Origin of the sequence: Paraburkholderia tropica (genome assembly GCF_014171495.1) — a bacterium.
Lineage (GTDB): Bacteria > Pseudomonadota > Gammaproteobacteria > Burkholderiales > Burkholderiaceae > Paraburkholderia > Paraburkholderia tropica.
In genome coordinates, this window is sequence record NZ_CP049135.1 from 1,907,441 (window position 1) to 1,923,051 (window position 15,611).

At 65.2% G+C, this 15,611-nt stretch carries 15 protein-coding genes; 8 read left to right on the forward strand and 7 right to left on the reverse strand.

Features of this window, described 5'->3' with window-relative positions:
• Positions 1–10: 10 nt before the first annotated feature.
• Positions 11–472: a MarR family winged helix-turn-helix transcriptional regulator gene (locus G5S35_RS23365; RefSeq protein WP_065065398.1), complete on the reverse strand. Its 462-nt coding sequence runs from the start codon at positions 470–472 to the stop codon at positions 11–13.
• Positions 473–733: 261 nt separating this feature from the next.
• Complete coding sequence (locus tag G5S35_RS23370) at positions 734–1,429, reverse strand: HAD family hydrolase (protein WP_183039109.1); 696 nt, start codon at positions 1,427–1,429, stop codon at positions 734–736.
• A gap of 156 nt (positions 1,430–1,585) precedes the next feature.
• On the opposite strand from G5S35_RS23370, the gene G5S35_RS23375 reads away from it, so the two are divergent.
• Complete coding sequence (locus G5S35_RS23375; RefSeq protein ID WP_065065396.1) at positions 1,586–2,347, forward strand: class I SAM-dependent methyltransferase; 762 nt, start codon at positions 1,586–1,588, stop codon at positions 2,345–2,347.
• 48 nt (positions 2,348–2,395) lie between these two features.
• Here G5S35_RS23375 and G5S35_RS23380 read toward each other — a convergent pair whose 3' ends face one another.
• Entirely contained in the window at positions 2,396–3,535 is a 1,140-nt protein-coding gene (locus G5S35_RS23380) for a pyridoxal-phosphate-dependent aminotransferase family protein (protein ID WP_234774728.1), read from the reverse strand.
• Between the two features lie 395 nt (positions 3,536–3,930).
• Here G5S35_RS23380 and G5S35_RS23385 point away from each other — a divergent pair, with 395 nt between their 5' ends.
• Positions 3,931–4,326 (forward strand): PaaI family thioesterase, encoded by a 396-nt coding sequence (locus tag G5S35_RS23385; RefSeq protein ID WP_065065395.1) that lies wholly within the window; start codon positions 3,931–3,933, stop codon positions 4,324–4,326.
• Between the two features lie 118 nt (positions 4,327–4,444).
• Here the strand turns inward: G5S35_RS23385 and G5S35_RS23390 are convergent, their stop codons facing one another.
• From G5S35_RS23390 to G5S35_RS23400, 3 genes are all read right to left on the reverse strand, one after another.
• Positions 4,445–5,239: an ABC transporter ATP-binding protein gene (locus G5S35_RS23390; protein ID WP_065065394.1), complete on the reverse strand. Its 795-nt coding sequence runs from the start codon at positions 5,237–5,239 to the stop codon at positions 4,445–4,447.
• Between the two features lie 3 nt (positions 5,240–5,242).
• Complete coding sequence (locus G5S35_RS23395) at positions 5,243–6,139, reverse strand: ABC transporter permease (RefSeq protein ID WP_065065393.1); 897 nt, start codon at positions 6,137–6,139, stop codon at positions 5,243–5,245.
• 212 nt (positions 6,140–6,351) lie between these two features.
• Positions 6,352–7,341: an ABC transporter substrate-binding protein gene (locus G5S35_RS23400; protein ID WP_065065392.1), complete on the reverse strand. Its 990-nt coding sequence runs from the start codon at positions 7,339–7,341 to the stop codon at positions 6,352–6,354.
• 1,052 nt (positions 7,342–8,393) lie between these two features.
• On the opposite strand from G5S35_RS23400, the gene G5S35_RS23405 reads away from it, so the two are divergent.
• The 5 genes from G5S35_RS23405 (at position 8,394) to G5S35_RS23425 (ending at position 13,334) form a co-directional block, all read left to right on the forward strand.
• Positions 8,394–9,509 carry a branched-chain amino acid ABC transporter substrate-binding protein gene (locus tag G5S35_RS23405; protein WP_183039110.1) on the forward strand — a complete coding sequence of 372 codons (1,116 nt, stop codon included), beginning with the start codon at positions 8,394–8,396 and terminating at the stop codon, positions 9,507–9,509.
• Between the two features lie 142 nt (positions 9,510–9,651).
• Positions 9,652–10,578, forward strand: coding sequence for a high-affinity branched-chain amino acid ABC transporter permease LivH (livH, locus tag G5S35_RS23410; protein ID WP_065065390.1), 927 nt, complete (start codon positions 9,652–9,654; stop codon positions 10,576–10,578).
• 7 nt (positions 10,579–10,585) lie between these two features.
• Positions 10,586–11,866 carry a high-affinity branched-chain amino acid ABC transporter permease LivM gene (locus G5S35_RS23415; protein ID WP_074982433.1) on the forward strand — a complete coding sequence of 427 codons (1,281 nt, stop codon included), beginning with the start codon at positions 10,586–10,588 and terminating at the stop codon, positions 11,864–11,866.
• The gene (gene livG, locus G5S35_RS23420; protein WP_065065388.1) at positions 11,863–12,633 is read left to right on the forward strand and encodes a high-affinity branched-chain amino acid ABC transporter ATP-binding protein LivG; all 771 of its coding nucleotides are present in this window, start codon (positions 11,863–11,865) and stop codon (positions 12,631–12,633) included. The genes G5S35_RS23415 and livG overlap by 4 nt, the downstream gene beginning before the upstream one ends.
• The gene (locus G5S35_RS23425; RefSeq protein ID WP_065065387.1) at positions 12,633–13,334 is read left to right on the forward strand and encodes an ABC transporter ATP-binding protein; all 702 of its coding nucleotides are present in this window, start codon (positions 12,633–12,635) and stop codon (positions 13,332–13,334) included. Before livG ends, G5S35_RS23425 begins: the two co-directional genes overlap by 1 nt.
• Positions 13,335–13,453: 119 nt before the next feature.
• Here G5S35_RS23425 and G5S35_RS23430 read toward each other — a convergent pair whose 3' ends face one another.
• Positions 13,454–14,626 carry a helix-turn-helix transcriptional regulator gene (locus G5S35_RS23430; protein ID WP_183039111.1) on the reverse strand — a complete coding sequence of 391 codons (1,173 nt, stop codon included), beginning with the start codon at positions 14,624–14,626 and terminating at the stop codon, positions 13,454–13,456.
• A gap of 332 nt (positions 14,627–14,958) precedes the next feature.
• Between G5S35_RS23430 and G5S35_RS23435 the strand changes: the two genes are divergently transcribed.
• Entirely contained in the window at positions 14,959–15,582 is a 624-nt protein-coding gene (locus G5S35_RS23435; RefSeq protein ID WP_065065385.1) for a DUF4337 domain-containing protein, read from the forward strand.
• Positions 15,583–15,611 lie beyond the last annotated feature (29 nt).

The following is a 15,611-nucleotide window of genomic DNA, read 5'->3' on the forward strand; positions in this document are numbered from 1 at the left end:
GAGGCCGCTTTCAGCTTTCGGTCCGGGGCGCGCCCTCGGCCGGGTCCGGGGCGTTGAACGCGGTGAGCACGCGCAGCGTGGCTTCGAGATCCGCCCGGCTCACGCCTTTGAGCACGCGCGCGCGCAGATCGCGCAGATCGGCTTCGATGCGCGCGGTGACGGCGCGGCCTTCGTCGGTCAGTGAAATCGTTTTCGCGCGGCGGTCGTCCGGGTCTTCGTCGCGGCGGGCGAGGCCGGCGGCGCAGAGCTGATCGAGCAGACGCACGAGCGACGGGCCTTCGATGCCCACGTGTTCGGCGAGCGTGACCTGGCGCACGCCTTCGCCCAGGCGGCCGGCGATCAGCAGCGGCGAGGCGCAGGCTTCGGAGACGTTATAGGCCGTGAGCGCGCCATGCGTCGTGCGGCGCCATTTGCGGGCGGCGAGGACGAGCGAACTGCTGACGGCCAGTCGTAAGGTGTGAAGATTCGACATCGGCGGGATGATAGCCCAAAGCGATTTGGTAGCAAACTATCTTTTTCCGGCTGACGACGCCATCCTCGGATAGTAATCGAGCCGGCGTTCGCGTGGCGGCCGCGCGCCCTGCGTGTGACGCCCGCACCACGCCGGGCGGCTGCCGGAGCCCGGCGGGTGCAGATTGTCACACACGCTTACTTGCTTTGCAGCGAAGCGCCAGGCGCGGACACGTCGACACGCCAATACAGATAGCGACGAGCGATGACGCGCGGCGCGGTCTCAGCGCGCGGACCAGCCTTGCAGCACGGCCGGCAGCGCGGCCATATCGGTGATCACGTCGGCGACGCCTTCGGCCCGCAGCGCCTCGGCGCTGCTGTGGCCCGGTTCGGCGGGGCTGTAGCCGAACACCGTCGCGCCCGCCGCGAGGCCCGCGCGCGCGCCGGTCACGGTGTCTTCGATCACGGCGCAGCGGCGCGGGTCCACGCCGAGCCCGGCCGCCGCCGCCAGATAGACGTCGGGATGCGGCTTGCTGCGCGGCGTTTCGTGGCCGCTATAAATATGTCCGTCGAAACACGCGAGCAGGCCGACCTTGCGCAGTTGCAGTTCGACCTTGCGGCGATCGGCGCCCGACGCCACGGCGATTCGTCCGCCAAAGGCCGTATGCACGGCGCGCACGGCGTGGGGCGCGCCCGGAATCTCCACGAGGTCGCGCGCGAGCGCCTCGTTGCGGCGCGCGCGAAAACCCGTCAGCCAGTCTTCGGTGATGCGATAGCCGGTGTGCGCCTCGATGCGATCGGCCTCGTCCTTCACCATCTTGCCGACGAAGATGCGCATGGCATCGTCGACGCTGAGCGTCCAGCCCAGTTCGCCGAGCATTTCGACCAGCACGACATGCGTGATGCGTTCGGAATCGACCAGCACGCCGTCGCAATCGAACAGCACGGCGTCGAAGGGGAGAGCGGAAAGTACGGACATCGTCGAATGAGCGTGGGAGCAGTGAAAGCAGATTGAAATCATGAGCGGGCGCGAGCCGCGCGGCAAGAGCGCGATGATACCGGCACGCGGCGCGCACTGGAGTCGAAGGCACGAAACACGGGACAATGGCGGTTTCGCTTTTCCGTTCACGCCAGCATGCACAACGACTCCGCCGCCGACAAGACCGACGCCGCCCCCGAACTGCCGGGCCGCGCCAGCTACACGCAGTTCGCCGACCGCTACGCGCAAATGGCGCCCGAAAAACCGCACAATGCGCTCTACGAACGCCCGGCCACCGAAGCGCTGCTCGGCGACGTGGCGGGCCTCGCGGTGCTCGACGCGGGTTGCGGCCCCGGTATCGTCAGCGCCGAACTCGCGGGCAAGGGCGCGCGCGTGCAGGCTTTCGACGTCACGCCGGCGATGGTCGAACTCGCCCGCGTGCGTTGCGCGGACATGGCGGTCGAGGTCGCGCAAGGCGATCTCGGCCAGCCGCTCCACTGGCTCGCAGACGCGCAGTTCGACCGCATCGTCTGCTCGCTCGCGCTCGACTATGTCGAGCATCTCGCGGACACCTTCGCGGAGTTTCATCGCGTGGCGCGGCCCGGCGCGCAACTGGTGTTCTCGATGGCGCACCCGATGCGCGACTGGATCGACACGCGCACGCGCGGCGGCCGCACGTACTTCGAGACCACGCGCTTCGGCCTGCACTGGGGCGGCTTCGGCGAACCGAAGCCGTATGTGGAGGCGTATCGCCGCCCGCTCGCCGATATCGTCAACGCGTTGATCGACACGGGCTGGAGCATCGATCGCGTCAGCGAGCCGAAGCCTTTGCCCGAGATGAAGGCCGTCGCGCCCGCGCTCTACGCGGAGTTGATGATCGCGCCCGCGTTTATCTGCGTGCGGGCGCGTCGCGTGTGATCTGACGCGCCACGAAGCGCGGCGAGCGTCTGTGTGTGCGCCTGGCGATCAGCGCCGCGCGCTCGCCGCCGACAGCGACTCTTCGAGCGCGGCCACACCCGCGGGCAGATCGACGTTCGCGCCCAGATCGCGCATCGTGCGGCCGAGCGCATGCACGGTGCGGAACAGATGGTGCTCGCGGCATTGCTCGCCCATCTGTCCGATACGAATGATTGGAAGTCCGAACGATCCAGCGATTTCCACCTGATACTGCTGCGAGATGTGATTGCACACGTCGCGCGGCGTGAGTCCGTTGGGCAACTCGATGCCGACCACGGAATTCAGGCGGCAAAGCTCGGGCGTGTACAGCGCGAGGCCGAGCGCCGCTACGCCGCTTTGCAGCGCGAGCGAGCAGCGCTGATGGCGCGCGAAGCGCTTTTCCAGCGTTTCCGTGCAGACGAGCCGCAGCGCTTCGTGCAGCGCGAGCACGCCCGACACCGGCGCGGTGTAGTGATAGCCCGCCTTGTGCCAGAAGTTTTCGGCGAGCACGGCGTCGAGACACCAGTGCGTGTTCGGCGCGGTGCGCGTGCGCACGCGTTCCCAGGCGGCGTCGGAGAACGCGATCAGCGAGACGCCCGGAATCGACGAGAGACCTTTCTGGCCGCCCGTAATCACCGTGTCGATGCCCCAGGCGTCCATTTCCAGCGGCATGGTGCTCAGCGTGCAGACGGCGTCCACCACCACGAGCGCGCCCGCTGCCTTGGCGATCTGCACGATGTCCTTGAGCTGGCGGTTCCAGACCGTGTTCGAGGTTTCGCCGTGCACGATGGTGACGATGGCCGGGCGCGTGCGTTCGATGGCCTGCGCGACGGCTTCGAGCGACGCGATCTCGCGGTCGGGCACGTCGAGCGTGGTGACGTCGGCGCCGATGCGGCGTGCCATCTCCGCCATGCGGCCGCTGAAGAAGCCGTTGACGATGGAGAGCACGCGCGTGCCGGGCCAGGCGAGGTTGCAGATCGCCATTTCCATGGCCGCCGAGCCGGGGCCGGCCACGCCGAGCACCCAGTTCGAACGCGTCTGGAACACGTAGCGCGCCATGGTTTTCACCTGGTCGATGACGCGCGCCATGGTGTCGCCGAGGTGATTGATGACGACCGAGTTGGCCTTCGCGACGGCGTCCGGAATCGGCACCGGGCCCGCGCCCATCATGAGCAGCGGCTCGTCGGGCAGGATCTCGGTGAGCGGATCGACGCCGGGGCACGGGACCGGCAACGCGGCGGCGGCCGCCGCTGCCGCCCGTTGCAGGGTGAGGGAGTCGGTGGGTCGCGTGTTGTCGGTCATGATGATTCCTTTTCGGACAGTGGAGAAATGCGCGCGCTCGGGCGGCAAGGGAAACGTACAGTGTTCTCCGGCTCGCCGCGCAATACCATGTACAGTTGTGCGCTTTTCGCCTGAACAGTCGGGATGCGGCGCTGCGACGCGCGGCGCGGGGTTCTATAATCGGCTGCGCGGCGCGGCTTTGCAACGATGCTTCGAACGACGTTTCAAACGACGTTTCAAACGCGGCGCCCGCATTCATCGACAACACCGAGGGGACAGCACGCATGACGCAATTCGCCGTCGACAATCCGTTTCTCGAAACGCTCGGCGTGAGCGTCGCGGCCTGGCGCGAAGGCTACGCCGAACTGCTGATGCCGATCGACGCATCGAAGCTCAATCGCCAGGGCGTGCTGCAAGGCGGCGCGATCGCCACGCTGCTCGACGCCGCCGCGGGCTATGCGGGCCTGTTCGCCGAACTGGACGCGCCCAAACGGCACGGCTTCACGCTCTCGCTCACCACCAATTATCTCGACAAGGGTCTGGGCCAGTTCGTCCGCGCCAAGGGTTTTCTCGAACGCGGCGGCCGTTCGATTTTCTTCGCGCGCGCGGAAGCCTGGGTGGACGACACGCTGCTGATCGCGAGTGCGCAAGGCACGTTCAAGTACGCGAAATCGGCTTGATTGCCGGGATTGCTGGTTGATTCGGGATCCGAATTAATCGGTCAGGCGTAAAAAAAGCCCGCTTCCGGAGGGATGCGGGCTATTTATCTTGCTGATGGCGTTGAGTCGCGTCGGAAAATCAGCCCAGCAGCAGAGCGTCGTCGTCGAGTTGCTCGTGGCGATTCTGCTCGAACATGCGCAGCAGGTCGGGCACGTCGAGGCCGCGGCGCTGCTCGCCGGACACGTCGAGCACCACCTGGCCCTGATGCAGCATCACGGTGCGCTGACCGTAATCGAGCGCCTGGCGCATGCTGTGCGTGACCATCATCGTCGTGAGTTTCGCTTCTTCGACGATGCGCGCCGTGAGTTCGAGCACGAACGCGGCGGTCTTCGGATCGAGCGCGGCCGTGTGCTCGTCGAGCAGCAGAATGCGCGACGGTTGCAGCGACGCCATCAGCAGACTCACGGCTTGGCGCTGGCCGCCCGAGAGCAGCCCGATGCGGTCGGTCAGACGATTTTCCAGGCCCAGATTCAGCAGCCGCAGCTTGTCGCGAAACAGCTCGCGATCCTGTTTTTTCAGTGCCGAACCGAAGCCGCGCCGCTTGCCGCGCGCCATCGCGAGCGCCATGTTCTCCTCGATCGTGAGCGCCTCGCAGGTGCCCGCCATCGGGTCCTGAAACACGCGTGCGACCAGATGCGCGCGGTCCCAGGCCTGCTTCTTCGTGACGTCCTGGCCGTCGATCGTGATCGTGCCTTCGTCGACCATCTGGTCGCCGCTGATCGCGTTGAGGAAGGTCGATTTGCCCGCGCCGTTCGAGCCGATCACGGCCACGAACTGGCCGGTCGGAATCTCGAGCGTGAGCCCGCGCAGCGCGCGCGTCTCGATTGGCGTGCCGGGATTGAAAGTGAGTCGAAGGTCTTGTGCGCTGAGCATGGCTTAGCCTCTCCCGTTCTTGCGGCCAAACAGCTTCTTGCGCGTCGCGGGCAGCACGAGCGCGATCGTCACGAGCACGGCGGTCACGAGATTCAGATCCTGCGCCTTGAGGCCGATGAAGTCGCTATTGAGCGCGAGCGCAATGAAGAAGCGATAGAGAATCGCGCCGAGCACGGCGGCGAGCGTCGTGAGCACGAGACGGCGCGCAGGCAGAATGCTTTCACCGATGATCACCGCCGCGAGGCCGATGACGATGGTGCCGATGCCCATCGAAATATCCGAGCCGCCCTGGGTCTGCGCGAACAGCGAACCGGCGAGTGCGACGAGCGCGTTCGACAGCGCCATGCCCGCGAGCGTGGCGCGGCCGGTGGCGATGCCCTGCGCGCGCGCCATGCGCGGATTCGCGCCGGTCGCGCGCAACGCGAGACCGTATTCGGACGAGAAGAACCAGTCCACGCCGAACTTCGCCACGCACACGACGACGAGCAGCGCGAGCGGGCGCAGCACGTAGTCGGGCAGCCACGCGGGCTGGATCATCGTGAAGACGGTGGCTTCGGAAATGAGCGGCACGTTGGGCGCGCCCATCACGCGCAGATTGATCGAGTAAAGCGCGATCATCATCAGGATGCTGGCGAGCAGATCCATGATTTTCAGGCGTACGTTGAGCCAGCCCGTGACGAAACCGGCGGCGGCGCCCGCGAGCATCGCGCAGACGGTGGCGAGAAACGGATCGTGGCCGCTGGCGATCAGCGTGGCCGCGACGGCGCCGCCGAGCGGAAAGCTGCCGTCGACGGTCAGGTCGGGGAAGTTGAGGATGCGAAACGAGATCAGCACCCCGAGGGCGACGAGACTGAAGATCAGGCCGATCTCCAGCGCGCCCAGCAGCGAATAGAGGGACATGGGGAATCCTGTTGCGGTCTCCGGCGCGTCGATTGTGGCGACGTCGCCGGATCGGTCGCCGCAGCGGCGTGCGGCCCGGGTGAGGCCGCACGCCGGCGCGTGCGAGGGTGCCCTGGCGGGCCTTGCGGAATCGACGGCGGGCGGCCGTTTCCGATGGGAAACGCGGCGCGCGCTACCTGCTCGGCTGTCGATCCTTCATGCGCGCGCGGGCCTTACTTCACGACCGAAGTCGCGTCCTTGAGCAGATCGGCCGACAGCGTCACGCCTTGCTTCTGCGCGGCGGCCGGATTCACGAACAGTTGCAGCTTGTTGCTGGTTTCCGAAGCGATCGAACCGGGCTTTTCGCCCTTCAGGATGCGCACGACGACCTTGCCGGTCTGATGGCCGAGGTCGCTGTAGTCGATGCCGAGCGCCGCGATCGCGCCGCGCTTCACGCTGTCCGTGTCGGACGCGACGAGCGGGATCTTCGCGTCGTTGGCGACTTTCACGAGCGCTTCGTAGGCCGAGACGACGTTGTTGTCGGTGTTCGTATAGATCACGTCGACCTTGCCGATCAGGCTCTTGGCGGCCGAGCCGATGTCCACGGTGCGCGGCGCGGCGGCTTCCTTGAGCGTCATGCCTTGCTGCGCGAGCAGCGCCTTCAGTTCCTTCACGACCACGACCGAGTTTGCTTCGCCGGGGTTGTAGACCATGCCCACCGTCTTCGCGTTCGGCACGACGCGCTTGATCAGCGCGACCTGCTTGTCGAGCGGCAGCTTGTCGGACACGCCGGTCACGTTGGTGCCGCTCGCCGTCCACGTCTTGACGAGCTGCGCGGCGACCGGATCGGTCACGCCCGAATACACCACGGGCACCGACTTCGTTGCGGCCACCACGGCCTGCGCCGACGGCGTCGCGATGGCGACGATCGCGCTCGGGTTATCGCCGACGAACTTGCGCGCGATCTGCGCGGCGGTGCCGGTGTTGCCCTGCGCGCTCTGGTATTCCCACTTGAGGTTCTTGCCGGCGTCGTAGCCGGCGGCCTTCAGCTCGTCGCGCACGCCGTCGCGGATCGCGTCGAGCGCCGGATGTTCGACGATCGAGAGCACTTCGACGGTGGCGGTCTCGGCTGCGTGCGCGGCGCCGCAGGCGAGCGAGAGCGCGGCGGCGCTGGCGATCAGGGTAAGGGTGGCGGCGCGGGCGGCCAGTTTGACGGTCTTCATTCTCTTTGATCTCCCCCGAATGTTCGGTTCTGGACGGGTGTGGGCCGCTGTGTGCGGCTTCGCCGCAGCGCGGCGCGCGGCGCCCGTGGTGCCCCGGAAGTTGGCCCGCAAAGGTGCCCCGGTCATGCCCGCACGCCGTGCGCCGCGTTGGTGCATAAGACCGGCGGCGAGGCAGCGAGCATACACCGGAGTTCGCGCGTCTGGAACGACGCTGCGGCGCAGTGGTGCGGTAATGCGACGGTATGTCCGCTGATTTTCATCAACGTCGTTGGCCCATTTTTTAGAAAAATACGTAGGCGCCCGAAAATTTTCCTGGTTTCCAAATGGAAATATCCGCAGCGTGTGTGCGCGGCGATTTTCTCGGAGTCTCCATCCGACTCCGCGAGTCGATTGAAATGTTTGTGTAAGTTTTGTGAATCGAATCAACGACTTGGCGCGTTCTGCATTTAGGGTTTTCCTGTATGCGCATGTGCGAATTGTATTGATATTGCTTGATGTGAATGACGTAAGTTTCCGATCGGATAAATAGTTTCGATTCGGAAATCACGGCGGTTTCCGAAAGGAAAAAACCGCGCCATTTATTTCGGATCGGAAAATGAAATCCGTCGTGCCGCGCCAGTCGGGCCTCAGCGCGTGAACGGCCGATTTCGCGTCGCGGTCACCGGTCATTTTCCAAATGTTTTCAAGCGGTTCCTAATGATTTTCGTCAATTGACTCAAGTCAATACCCCTGTAGGTATCGGAAAAAACCCTTGCTTGCGAGTGGGAGGGTTTATTGATAGCATCCGCGGGTCGCTGATTGAGCCCGGACCACCTTCCCGGCGCGAAATGCAGTGAACGGGGCAGGCGGATCGCTTGCGCAACAGAGACACGTATCCACGTGATCTCTCCGAACTCAACCGCAACAAAGCGGGTGATATATGCCGGGCCCCGTTGCGTCTTTCTTTTCTGGCCCGTCGTTGTCGTTCTCCAATGCTCGCCATTGGGGTGCTGTTCGTTTGCGCAGGTCAATCCGTCTGACCGGTTGACCCGAAAACAATCGAGGAGCTCCTGATGACGTTGTCCCGCCTCACCGCAGTTTCCCTGGCTGCCGCGCTGCTCGCCTTTGGTGCATCCGCGCAAGCCGATACCGTGAAGATCGCCATTGCCGGTCCGTTCAGCGGCCCGGTCGCCCAGTACGGCGACATGGTCAAGGCGGGTGCCCTGACCGCGATCGAACAGATCAATGCCGCTGGCGGCGTGAACGGCAACAAGCTCGAAGCCGTCCTGATGGACGACGCGTGCGAGCCGAAGCAAGCCGTCGCCGTCGCGAACAAGATCGTCTCGCAGCACATCCAGTACGTGGTCGGCCACGTCTGCTCGGGCTCGACGATCCCCGCTTCCGACATCTACGAGAACGAAGGCGTCGTGATGGTCACGCCGTCGGCGACCGCGCCGCAGCTGACCGAAGGCAAGAAGCGCCAGTTCATCTTCCGCACCATCGGCCGCGACGACCAGCAAGGTCCGGCAGCCGCTGCGTACATCATCGACAAGGTCAAGCCGAAGAAGGTCGCGATCCTGCACGACAAGCAGTCGTACGGTCAGGGCATCGCGACGTCGGTGAAGGCCGCGCTCGACAAGGCCCACATTCCGGTCGTCGTGTTCGAAGGCATCAATGCCGGTGATTCGGACTACTCGGCAGTCGTCACGAAGCTCAAGTCGCAGGGCGTGGATTTCGTCTACTTCGGCGGCTACCACCCGGAAATGGGCCTGCTCATGCGCCAGTCGCGTGAACAGGGCGTGAAAGCGACGTTCATGGGTCCGGAAGGCGTGGGCAACAAGGACGTGACGGCGATCGCTGGCCCGGCTTCGGAAGGCATGCTCGTGACGCTGCCGGCCGACTTCGCCGCCGACCCGGCCAACGCGAAGCTCGTGAAGGCCTTCGCCGACGCCAAGCGCGACGCGAACGGCCCGTTCCAGATGCCGGCCTACGCAGCGGTCGAAGTGATCGCCGACGGCATCAAGGGCGCGAAGAGCACGGACCCGACCAAGGTCGCGGCCTACCTGCACGCCAACGCGTTCAACACGCCGATCGGCAAGGTGGAATACGACAAGCAGGGCGACCTGAAGTCGTTCCGTTTCGTCGTCTACACGTGGCACAAGGACGCCACGAAGACCGCCGCGAACTGATTCTCGCCGCGCATCGCAACGCCCCGTTCGCCGTCGCGGCGGGCGGGGCGTTTTCCAACGATGCGCAACAGCGGACGGATCGTCACGGTTTCAAGAGTTTCTCCAAGGTCTCTCATCGGCTTCATGGCCGCGGGGCTTACGCATGAATGATTTTCTTCCTCAGTTCACCCAGCAGCTCGTCAACGGGCTCACGCTGGGTGCGATCTATGCGCTGATCGCCATCGGCTACACGATGGTCTACGGCATCATCGGCATGATCAACTTCGCTCACGGCGAGATCTACATGATCGGCGCCTATGTGGGCCTCGTCACGCTCACGGCCATCGGCACCTCGGCGGGTTATCCGCTGCCGCTCGTGCTGGGCGCGGCGCTCATCGTCTCGGTGCTGGTCACCGGGCTCTACGGTTTCGCGGTCGAGCGCGTGGCGTATCGGCCGTTGCGCGGCGGGCCGCGTCTCGTGCCGCTGATCTCCGCGATCGGCATGTCGATCTTCCTGCAGAACTACGTGCAGATCGGGCAGGGCGCGCGCGACGTGTCGGTGCCGGAACTCATTTCCGGCGCGCTCGATTTCAACATGGGCGGCAACTTCGAAGTGACGATCCCGTACGCGCGCATGCTGATCGTCGGCGTGACGCTCGTGCTGATGATCGCGCTCACGCTGTTCATCTCGCGTTCGCGCATGGGTCGCGCGTGCCGCGCCTGCGCGGAAGACATGAAGATGGCCAACCTGCTCGGCATCGACACGAACCGCGTGATCTCGTTCACGTTCGTGCTCGGCGCGATGCTCGCGGCGGTGGGCGGCGTGCTGATCGGTCTGACGATCGGCAAGCTCAATCCGTATATCGGGTTCATCGCGGGCATCAAGGCGTTCACGGCGGCGGTGCTCGGCGGTATCGGCAGCATTCCGGGCGCGATGCTCGGCGGCGTGCTGCTCGGTCTCGCGGAAACCTTCGCGGCGGGCTACATGCCGTCGGAGTACAAGGACGTGGTGGCTTTCGGCCTGCTCGTGCTCGTGCTGCTGTTCCGTCCCACCGGTTTGCTCGGCAAGCCGGACGTCGAAAAAGTGTGAGGTCGATATGAGCCAATCTGTTCCGGTTCGCGCGGCCGACACTCGCGCGCACGGCCAGTCGTCGGCGCAGACGGTGAAGGGCGCGTTCGCCGCCGCCGTCGCGACCATCATCCTGACCGCGCCGATTCTCGGCCTGCAACTGACGCTCGACGGCTATCAGGTCGTGCTGCAGCAACACTGGCGTCCGGTGTGGATCGCCGCCGCCGTGGTGTTCGTGTTCCAGCTCGTCAAGCCGCTGTTCCAGCGCGCGACGAGCGGCCTGAAGCTGCCCTCGGCGCCCGCGCTCGGCGCGCGTCAGCAGCGCGTGGCGATCTGGGTGCTGCTCGCGTTCGGCGCGCTGTTCCCGTTCATGGGCTCGCGCGGCTCGATCGACGTCGCGACGCTCGCGCTCATCTACGTGATCCTCGGCCTCGGCCTGAATATCGTGGTGGGTTTCGCGGGCCTGCTCGACCTCGGTTACGTGGGCTTTTACGCGGTGGGCGGCTATACGTACGCGCTGCTCAACCAGTACTTCGGCTTCACGTTCTGGGAATGCCTGCCGCTCGCGGCGCTGGCCTCGGCCACGTTCGGTTTCGTGCTGGGCTTTCCGGTGCTGCGTCTGCGCGGCGACTATCTCGCGATCGTCACGCTCGGTTTCGGCGAAATCATCCGCCTGCTGCTCAATAACCTCACGAGCATCACGGGCGGCCCGGACGGCATCTCGGGGATTCCGAAGCCCACCGTGTTCGGTTTCGAACTCGCGCGCCACGCGAGCGTCGATGGCGCGAAGACCTTCAACGATCTGATCGGTATCGAGTACAGCGGCGAGCACATGGTGATCTTCCTGTACCTGCTCGCGCTGGTGCTGGTTGCGTTCACGCTGTTCGTCACGAGCCGCCTGCTGCGCATGCCGATGGGCCGCGCCTGGGAAGCGCTGCGCGAAGATGAAATCGCGTGCCGCTCGCTCGGTCTGAATCCCACGCGCATCAAGCTCTCGGCGTTCACGCTGGGTGCGTCGTTCGCGGGTCTCGCGGGCGCGTTCTTCGCGGCGCGCCAGGGCCTCGTCACGCCCGAGTCGTTCACCTTCATCGAGTCGGCGCTGATTCTCGCCGTGGTCGTGCTGGGCGGCATGGGCTCGCAGCTCGGCGTGGTGCTCGCGGCGATCCTGCTGACGGCGCTGCCGGAAGTGGCGCGCGGCTTCGCCGAATATCGCATGCTGATTTTCGGTCTGGTGATGGTGCTGATGATGATGTGGCGTCCGCAGGGTCTGTTGCCTGCCAGCCGTCCGCATGTGGAGTTGCCGCAATGAGCGCACAAAACCTGTTGAAAGTAGCGGGCTTGCAGATGCGCTTCGGCGGTCTGCTGGCCGTCGACGGCATCGACTTCGATGTGCGTCCGAACGAAGTGTTCGCCATCATCGGGCCGAATGGCGCGGGCAAGACCACGGTGTTCAACTGCGTGGGCGGCTTCTACAAGCCCACCGCGGGCGACATCGTGCTCGACGGCCACGCGATCACGGGCCAGCCGAGCCACATGGTGGCGCGCCGCGGCCTCGTGCGCACGTTCCAGAACATTCGCCTCTTCAAGCAGTTGACGGTGCTCGAAAACCTGATGGTCGCGCAGCACCTGAAGGTCAACCGCAACATGCTGAGCGGCCTGTTCGCCACGCCCGGCTATCGTCGCGCCGAACGCGCCGCGCTCGAACGCGCCGCGTACTGGCTCGATCGCGTGGGCCTGAAAAACGTGGCCAATCGCGAAGCGGGCACGCTCTCGTACGGTCATCAGCGACGCCTCGAAATCGCGCGCTGCATGATTACCGATCCGCGTCTGCTGATGCTCGACGAACCGGCTGCCGGTCTCAATCCGCAGGAAAAGATCGAGCTGCAGCAGATGGTCGACGGCTTGCGCAATGAGTTCGGAATCTCCGTACTCCTGATCGAACACGACATGAGCCTCGTGATGGGCGTGTCGGATCGCATTCTGGTGATGGAGCACGGCAAACCGATCATGATCGGCAAACCCGATGAAGTGCGCAACGACCCGCGCGTGATCAAGGCGTATCTCGGAGAGGACTGATGCTGAAGCTGGAACAGGTCCATACCCACTATGGCGCGGTGGAAGCGCTGGCGGGCGTGTCGATCGAAGTGAACAAGGGCGAGATCGTCACGCTGATCGGCAGCAACGGCGCCGGCAAGACCACGCTGATGATGACCGTGTGCGGCACGCCGCGCGCCTCGTCGGGCCGCGTGACGTTCGAAGGCGAGGACATCACGCGTCTGCCCACGCATGAAATCATGCGCAAGGGCATGGCGATTTCGCCGGAAGGCCGTCGCGTGTTTCCGAGCCTCACGGTGCTCGAAAACCTGCAGATGGGCGGTTTTTTCGCCTCGCAGCACGAGATCGAAGCGGGCATCGAGCACGTCTTCAAGCTGTTTCCGCGCCTGAATCAGCGTGCGAAGCAGCGTGCGGGCACGATGTCGGGCGGCGAGCAGCAGATGCTCGCGATCGGCCGCGCGCTGATGAGCAAGCCGCGTCTGCTGCTGCTCGACGAACCCACGCTCGGCCTCGCGCCGCTCGTGATCGCGCAGATCTTCGACATCATCCGCGCGATTCGCGAGGAAGGCGTGACGGTGTTCCTCGTCGAGCAGAACGCGAACAAGGCGCTGCATGTGGCCGATCGCGGCTACGTGCTCGAAACGGGCCGCGTCGTGCTGGCGGACAGCGCCGACAACCTGCTCGCCAACGACGATATCAAGCGCGCCTATCTGGGCGGTTGATCACTCGGATTCGAGTCGATTTCGCCGTATCACGGCCCGCGCAATGTGCTGCTTTCGAGCGGCGATTGCGCGGGCCGGTTTCATTTTTACGCCGCTTTTTTTAGGGTCGATCGCGCTATTCAATCGCCGCGCGTCAGCGCGATCTGTTCGAGCAGACGCATGAGATCGCCCTGACGGCGCGTGGCCGTTTTCGCAAAGACGTGATGCAGATGCGTGCGCACGGTCGACGGCATGATCTGCAAGGTCGCGGCGATGTCACGCGGCTCATGACCTTTGCCGACTTCGCCTGCCACGCGCGCCTCGGCGGGCGTGAGTCCGAACAGGGCGATCAGACGCTGCTCCACGCCGCGCCGCGCGGCCTGCGGATCGGTTATCACCAGCATGGCCGTGCCGCGCCGCGAGACGGCCGTGGCGCCCTCGATGACGCGATGCGTACCCAGCGGCGCGACCAGCACCTGCAGCGGCGCGTCGTGCGCCGCGCGTTCAATCAGCATCGCGCCGCCCGCGCGTGTGCCCGACTCGCTGGACGACGCGCGCGCGATCATCGCGCGCAAGCGCTGCGTGGCATCGAGCGTCGGCGCGCATAGCCCCTGGCGTTCTTCGCGCAGGCCGCGCGCCTGCGCGAGCAGCGCGCTCGCCGCACGGTTGGCGAATACCACGTGCGCGTCGCGGTCGGCGATCAGCACGCATTGCGCGAGGCTGTCGAGCGCATCGAAGGCGTCGAGCGCCGCGAGCGGATCGGCTGGCGGGTGTGACGTGCTCTGCAGGCTCTGCGTCACGCGACGTTGCACGCGGATGGCGTTGCGCAGATGCGGCAGCAGCGCGCGCAGTACGTCGAGTTCATCGTCGGCGTAGAAACGCGGCGTATGACGCAGCGCGCCGAGCACGGCCGTCACGCCGTCCTCGCGCATCACGCTGGCGAACGCGACCGTGTGAATGCGCTGCGGGCGTACCCAGTCCTGCACGAATTCGCTGCTGGCATGCGCGGTTTGCGGACGGATCATCGTGTCCGTCACGAGCGTGCCCGCCGGCCAGCGGCGCACCTGCGGCACGAGCGGATCGAGCGCGCCGTAATGCTGCGCGTAACGGCGGGCAAAGCCGCTTTCGATACCGTTCCAGTCGGCGAGCGGCAGCGCCTCGTCCGGTGCGAGCACGCTCAGGTTCACGTACGTCGCGCCGATACGCCGGGCGAGGCGCGCAAGCAGGGCCGGCCAGCGGCGCGCGTCGAGCCCCGCGTCGTAGATCGCGTCGATCAGGCTGCCGAGCGAATCGGCTGCGTCGTCTGCCGGCATGGCGTGCTCCGGGCGCGCGGCGAGGCCGCTGCGCCCAACGCAATCCAGAGCGTGATAAGGATGTGGCGGCGCGGAAAAAAATGCCTCAACGCAACGCGCCAGCTTCGTTAGCAAACGGCGTACATAATGAATGCGCCGCAGCATGCTAAACGCATCGTCTATTGATAGACGATTGATCTTGCGAATAGCTTTCGAAATGATGCGTTTCTCTTTCTTGTATCGACATGCATTTCGAATACTGGACAACGGCCGCGCGCTCACGATAATTGAGCCTCCGGCGCGCGCAAGCGCGTCAGAAAAACATGCAGCCAGTCACACCGGAGAGTCGTTGGATGTCTGAAGAGTATGAAGTGCATGGACCGCACGATCACGCGGTCGAGCATGCGGCCGCCGGTCATGGGCACGGCGGCCACGAAAGCCACGGCGAAGGCGGCCGCGATCCGTTCCCGAGCCGCATGGCGGTCATGACCGCAATTCTCGCCTCGATCGGCGCGATTCTCGCGTATCAGAGCGGCAACAGCGAAAACCTCGCGCTCTATTACAAGAACGAAGCGGCGATTCACAAAACCGAAGCGGCGAATCAATGGGCGTATTACCAGGCGAAGGGCGAAAAGCAGAATCTCGCTGAACTCGGCGCGTCGCTGTCCGCGCTCGCGCCGAATGCGGGCGATGCGCAGCGTCGTTTCGCCGCTGACGCGGATCGTTATCGTCAGCAAAAGGAACCGATTCGCGCGAAAGCCGAAGCGCTGGAAAAGCAGGTCGAAGAAGACGATGTGCGCAGCGAAAAACTCCTGCACGGCCATCATCGCTGGGCGCAGGCCACCACGCTGATTCAGATTTCCATCGCGTTGACGGCGATTACGCTGCTCACGCGCAGCAAATGGCTGCTGCGCGGCTCGCTCGGCGTGGGCGCGGTGGGCGTGGTGCTCGGCGCGCTGGCGTTCTTTTCAGGCTGATTGAATTGAGCTCAATGCCAAAACGCGCG

Coding starts and splice junctions, on each gene's coding strand:
- G5S35_RS23390 (WP_065065394.1), bottom strand. CDS start 5,239: ATGCTCAGCGCACAAGACCTTCGACTCACTTTCAATCCCGGCACGCCA.
- G5S35_RS23395 (WP_065065393.1), bottom strand. CDS start 6,139: ATGTCCCTCTATTCGCTGCTGGGCGCGCTGGAGATCGGCCTGATCTTC.
- G5S35_RS23385 (WP_065065395.1), top strand. CDS start 3,931: ATGACGCAATTCGCCGTCGACAATCCGTTTCTCGAAACGCTCGGCGTG.
- G5S35_RS23380 (WP_234774728.1), bottom strand. CDS start 3,535: ATGATGGGCGCGGGCCCGGTGCCGATTCCGGACGCCGTCGCGAAGGCC.
- G5S35_RS23430 (WP_183039111.1), bottom strand. CDS start 14,626: ATGCCGGCAGACGACGCAGCCGATTCGCTCGGCAGCCTGATCGACGCG.
- G5S35_RS23370 (WP_183039109.1), bottom strand. CDS start 1,429: ATGTCCGTACTTTCCGCTCTCCCCTTCGACGCCGTGCTGTTCGATTGC.
- livH (WP_065065390.1), top strand. CDS start 9,652: ATGAATGATTTTCTTCCTCAGTTCACCCAGCAGCTCGTCAACGGGCTC.
- livG (WP_065065388.1), top strand. CDS start 11,863: ATGAGCGCACAAAACCTGTTGAAAGTAGCGGGCTTGCAGATGCGCTTC.
- G5S35_RS23365 (WP_065065398.1), bottom strand. CDS start 472: ATGTCGAATCTTCACACCTTACGACTGGCCGTCAGCAGTTCGCTCGTC.
- G5S35_RS23405 (WP_183039110.1), top strand. CDS start 8,394: ATGACGTTGTCCCGCCTCACCGCAGTTTCCCTGGCTGCCGCGCTGCTC.
- G5S35_RS23375 (WP_065065396.1), top strand. CDS start 1,586: ATGCACAACGACTCCGCCGCCGACAAGACCGACGCCGCCCCCGAACTG.
- G5S35_RS23425 (WP_065065387.1), top strand. CDS start 12,633: ATGCTGAAGCTGGAACAGGTCCATACCCACTATGGCGCGGTGGAAGCG.
- G5S35_RS23435 (WP_065065385.1), top strand. CDS start 14,959: ATGTCTGAAGAGTATGAAGTGCATGGACCGCACGATCACGCGGTCGAG.
- G5S35_RS23415 (WP_074982433.1), top strand. CDS start 10,586: ATGAGCCAATCTGTTCCGGTTCGCGCGGCCGACACTCGCGCGCACGGC.
- G5S35_RS23400 (WP_065065392.1), bottom strand. CDS start 7,341: ATGAAGACCGTCAAACTGGCCGCCCGCGCCGCCACCCTTACCCTGATC.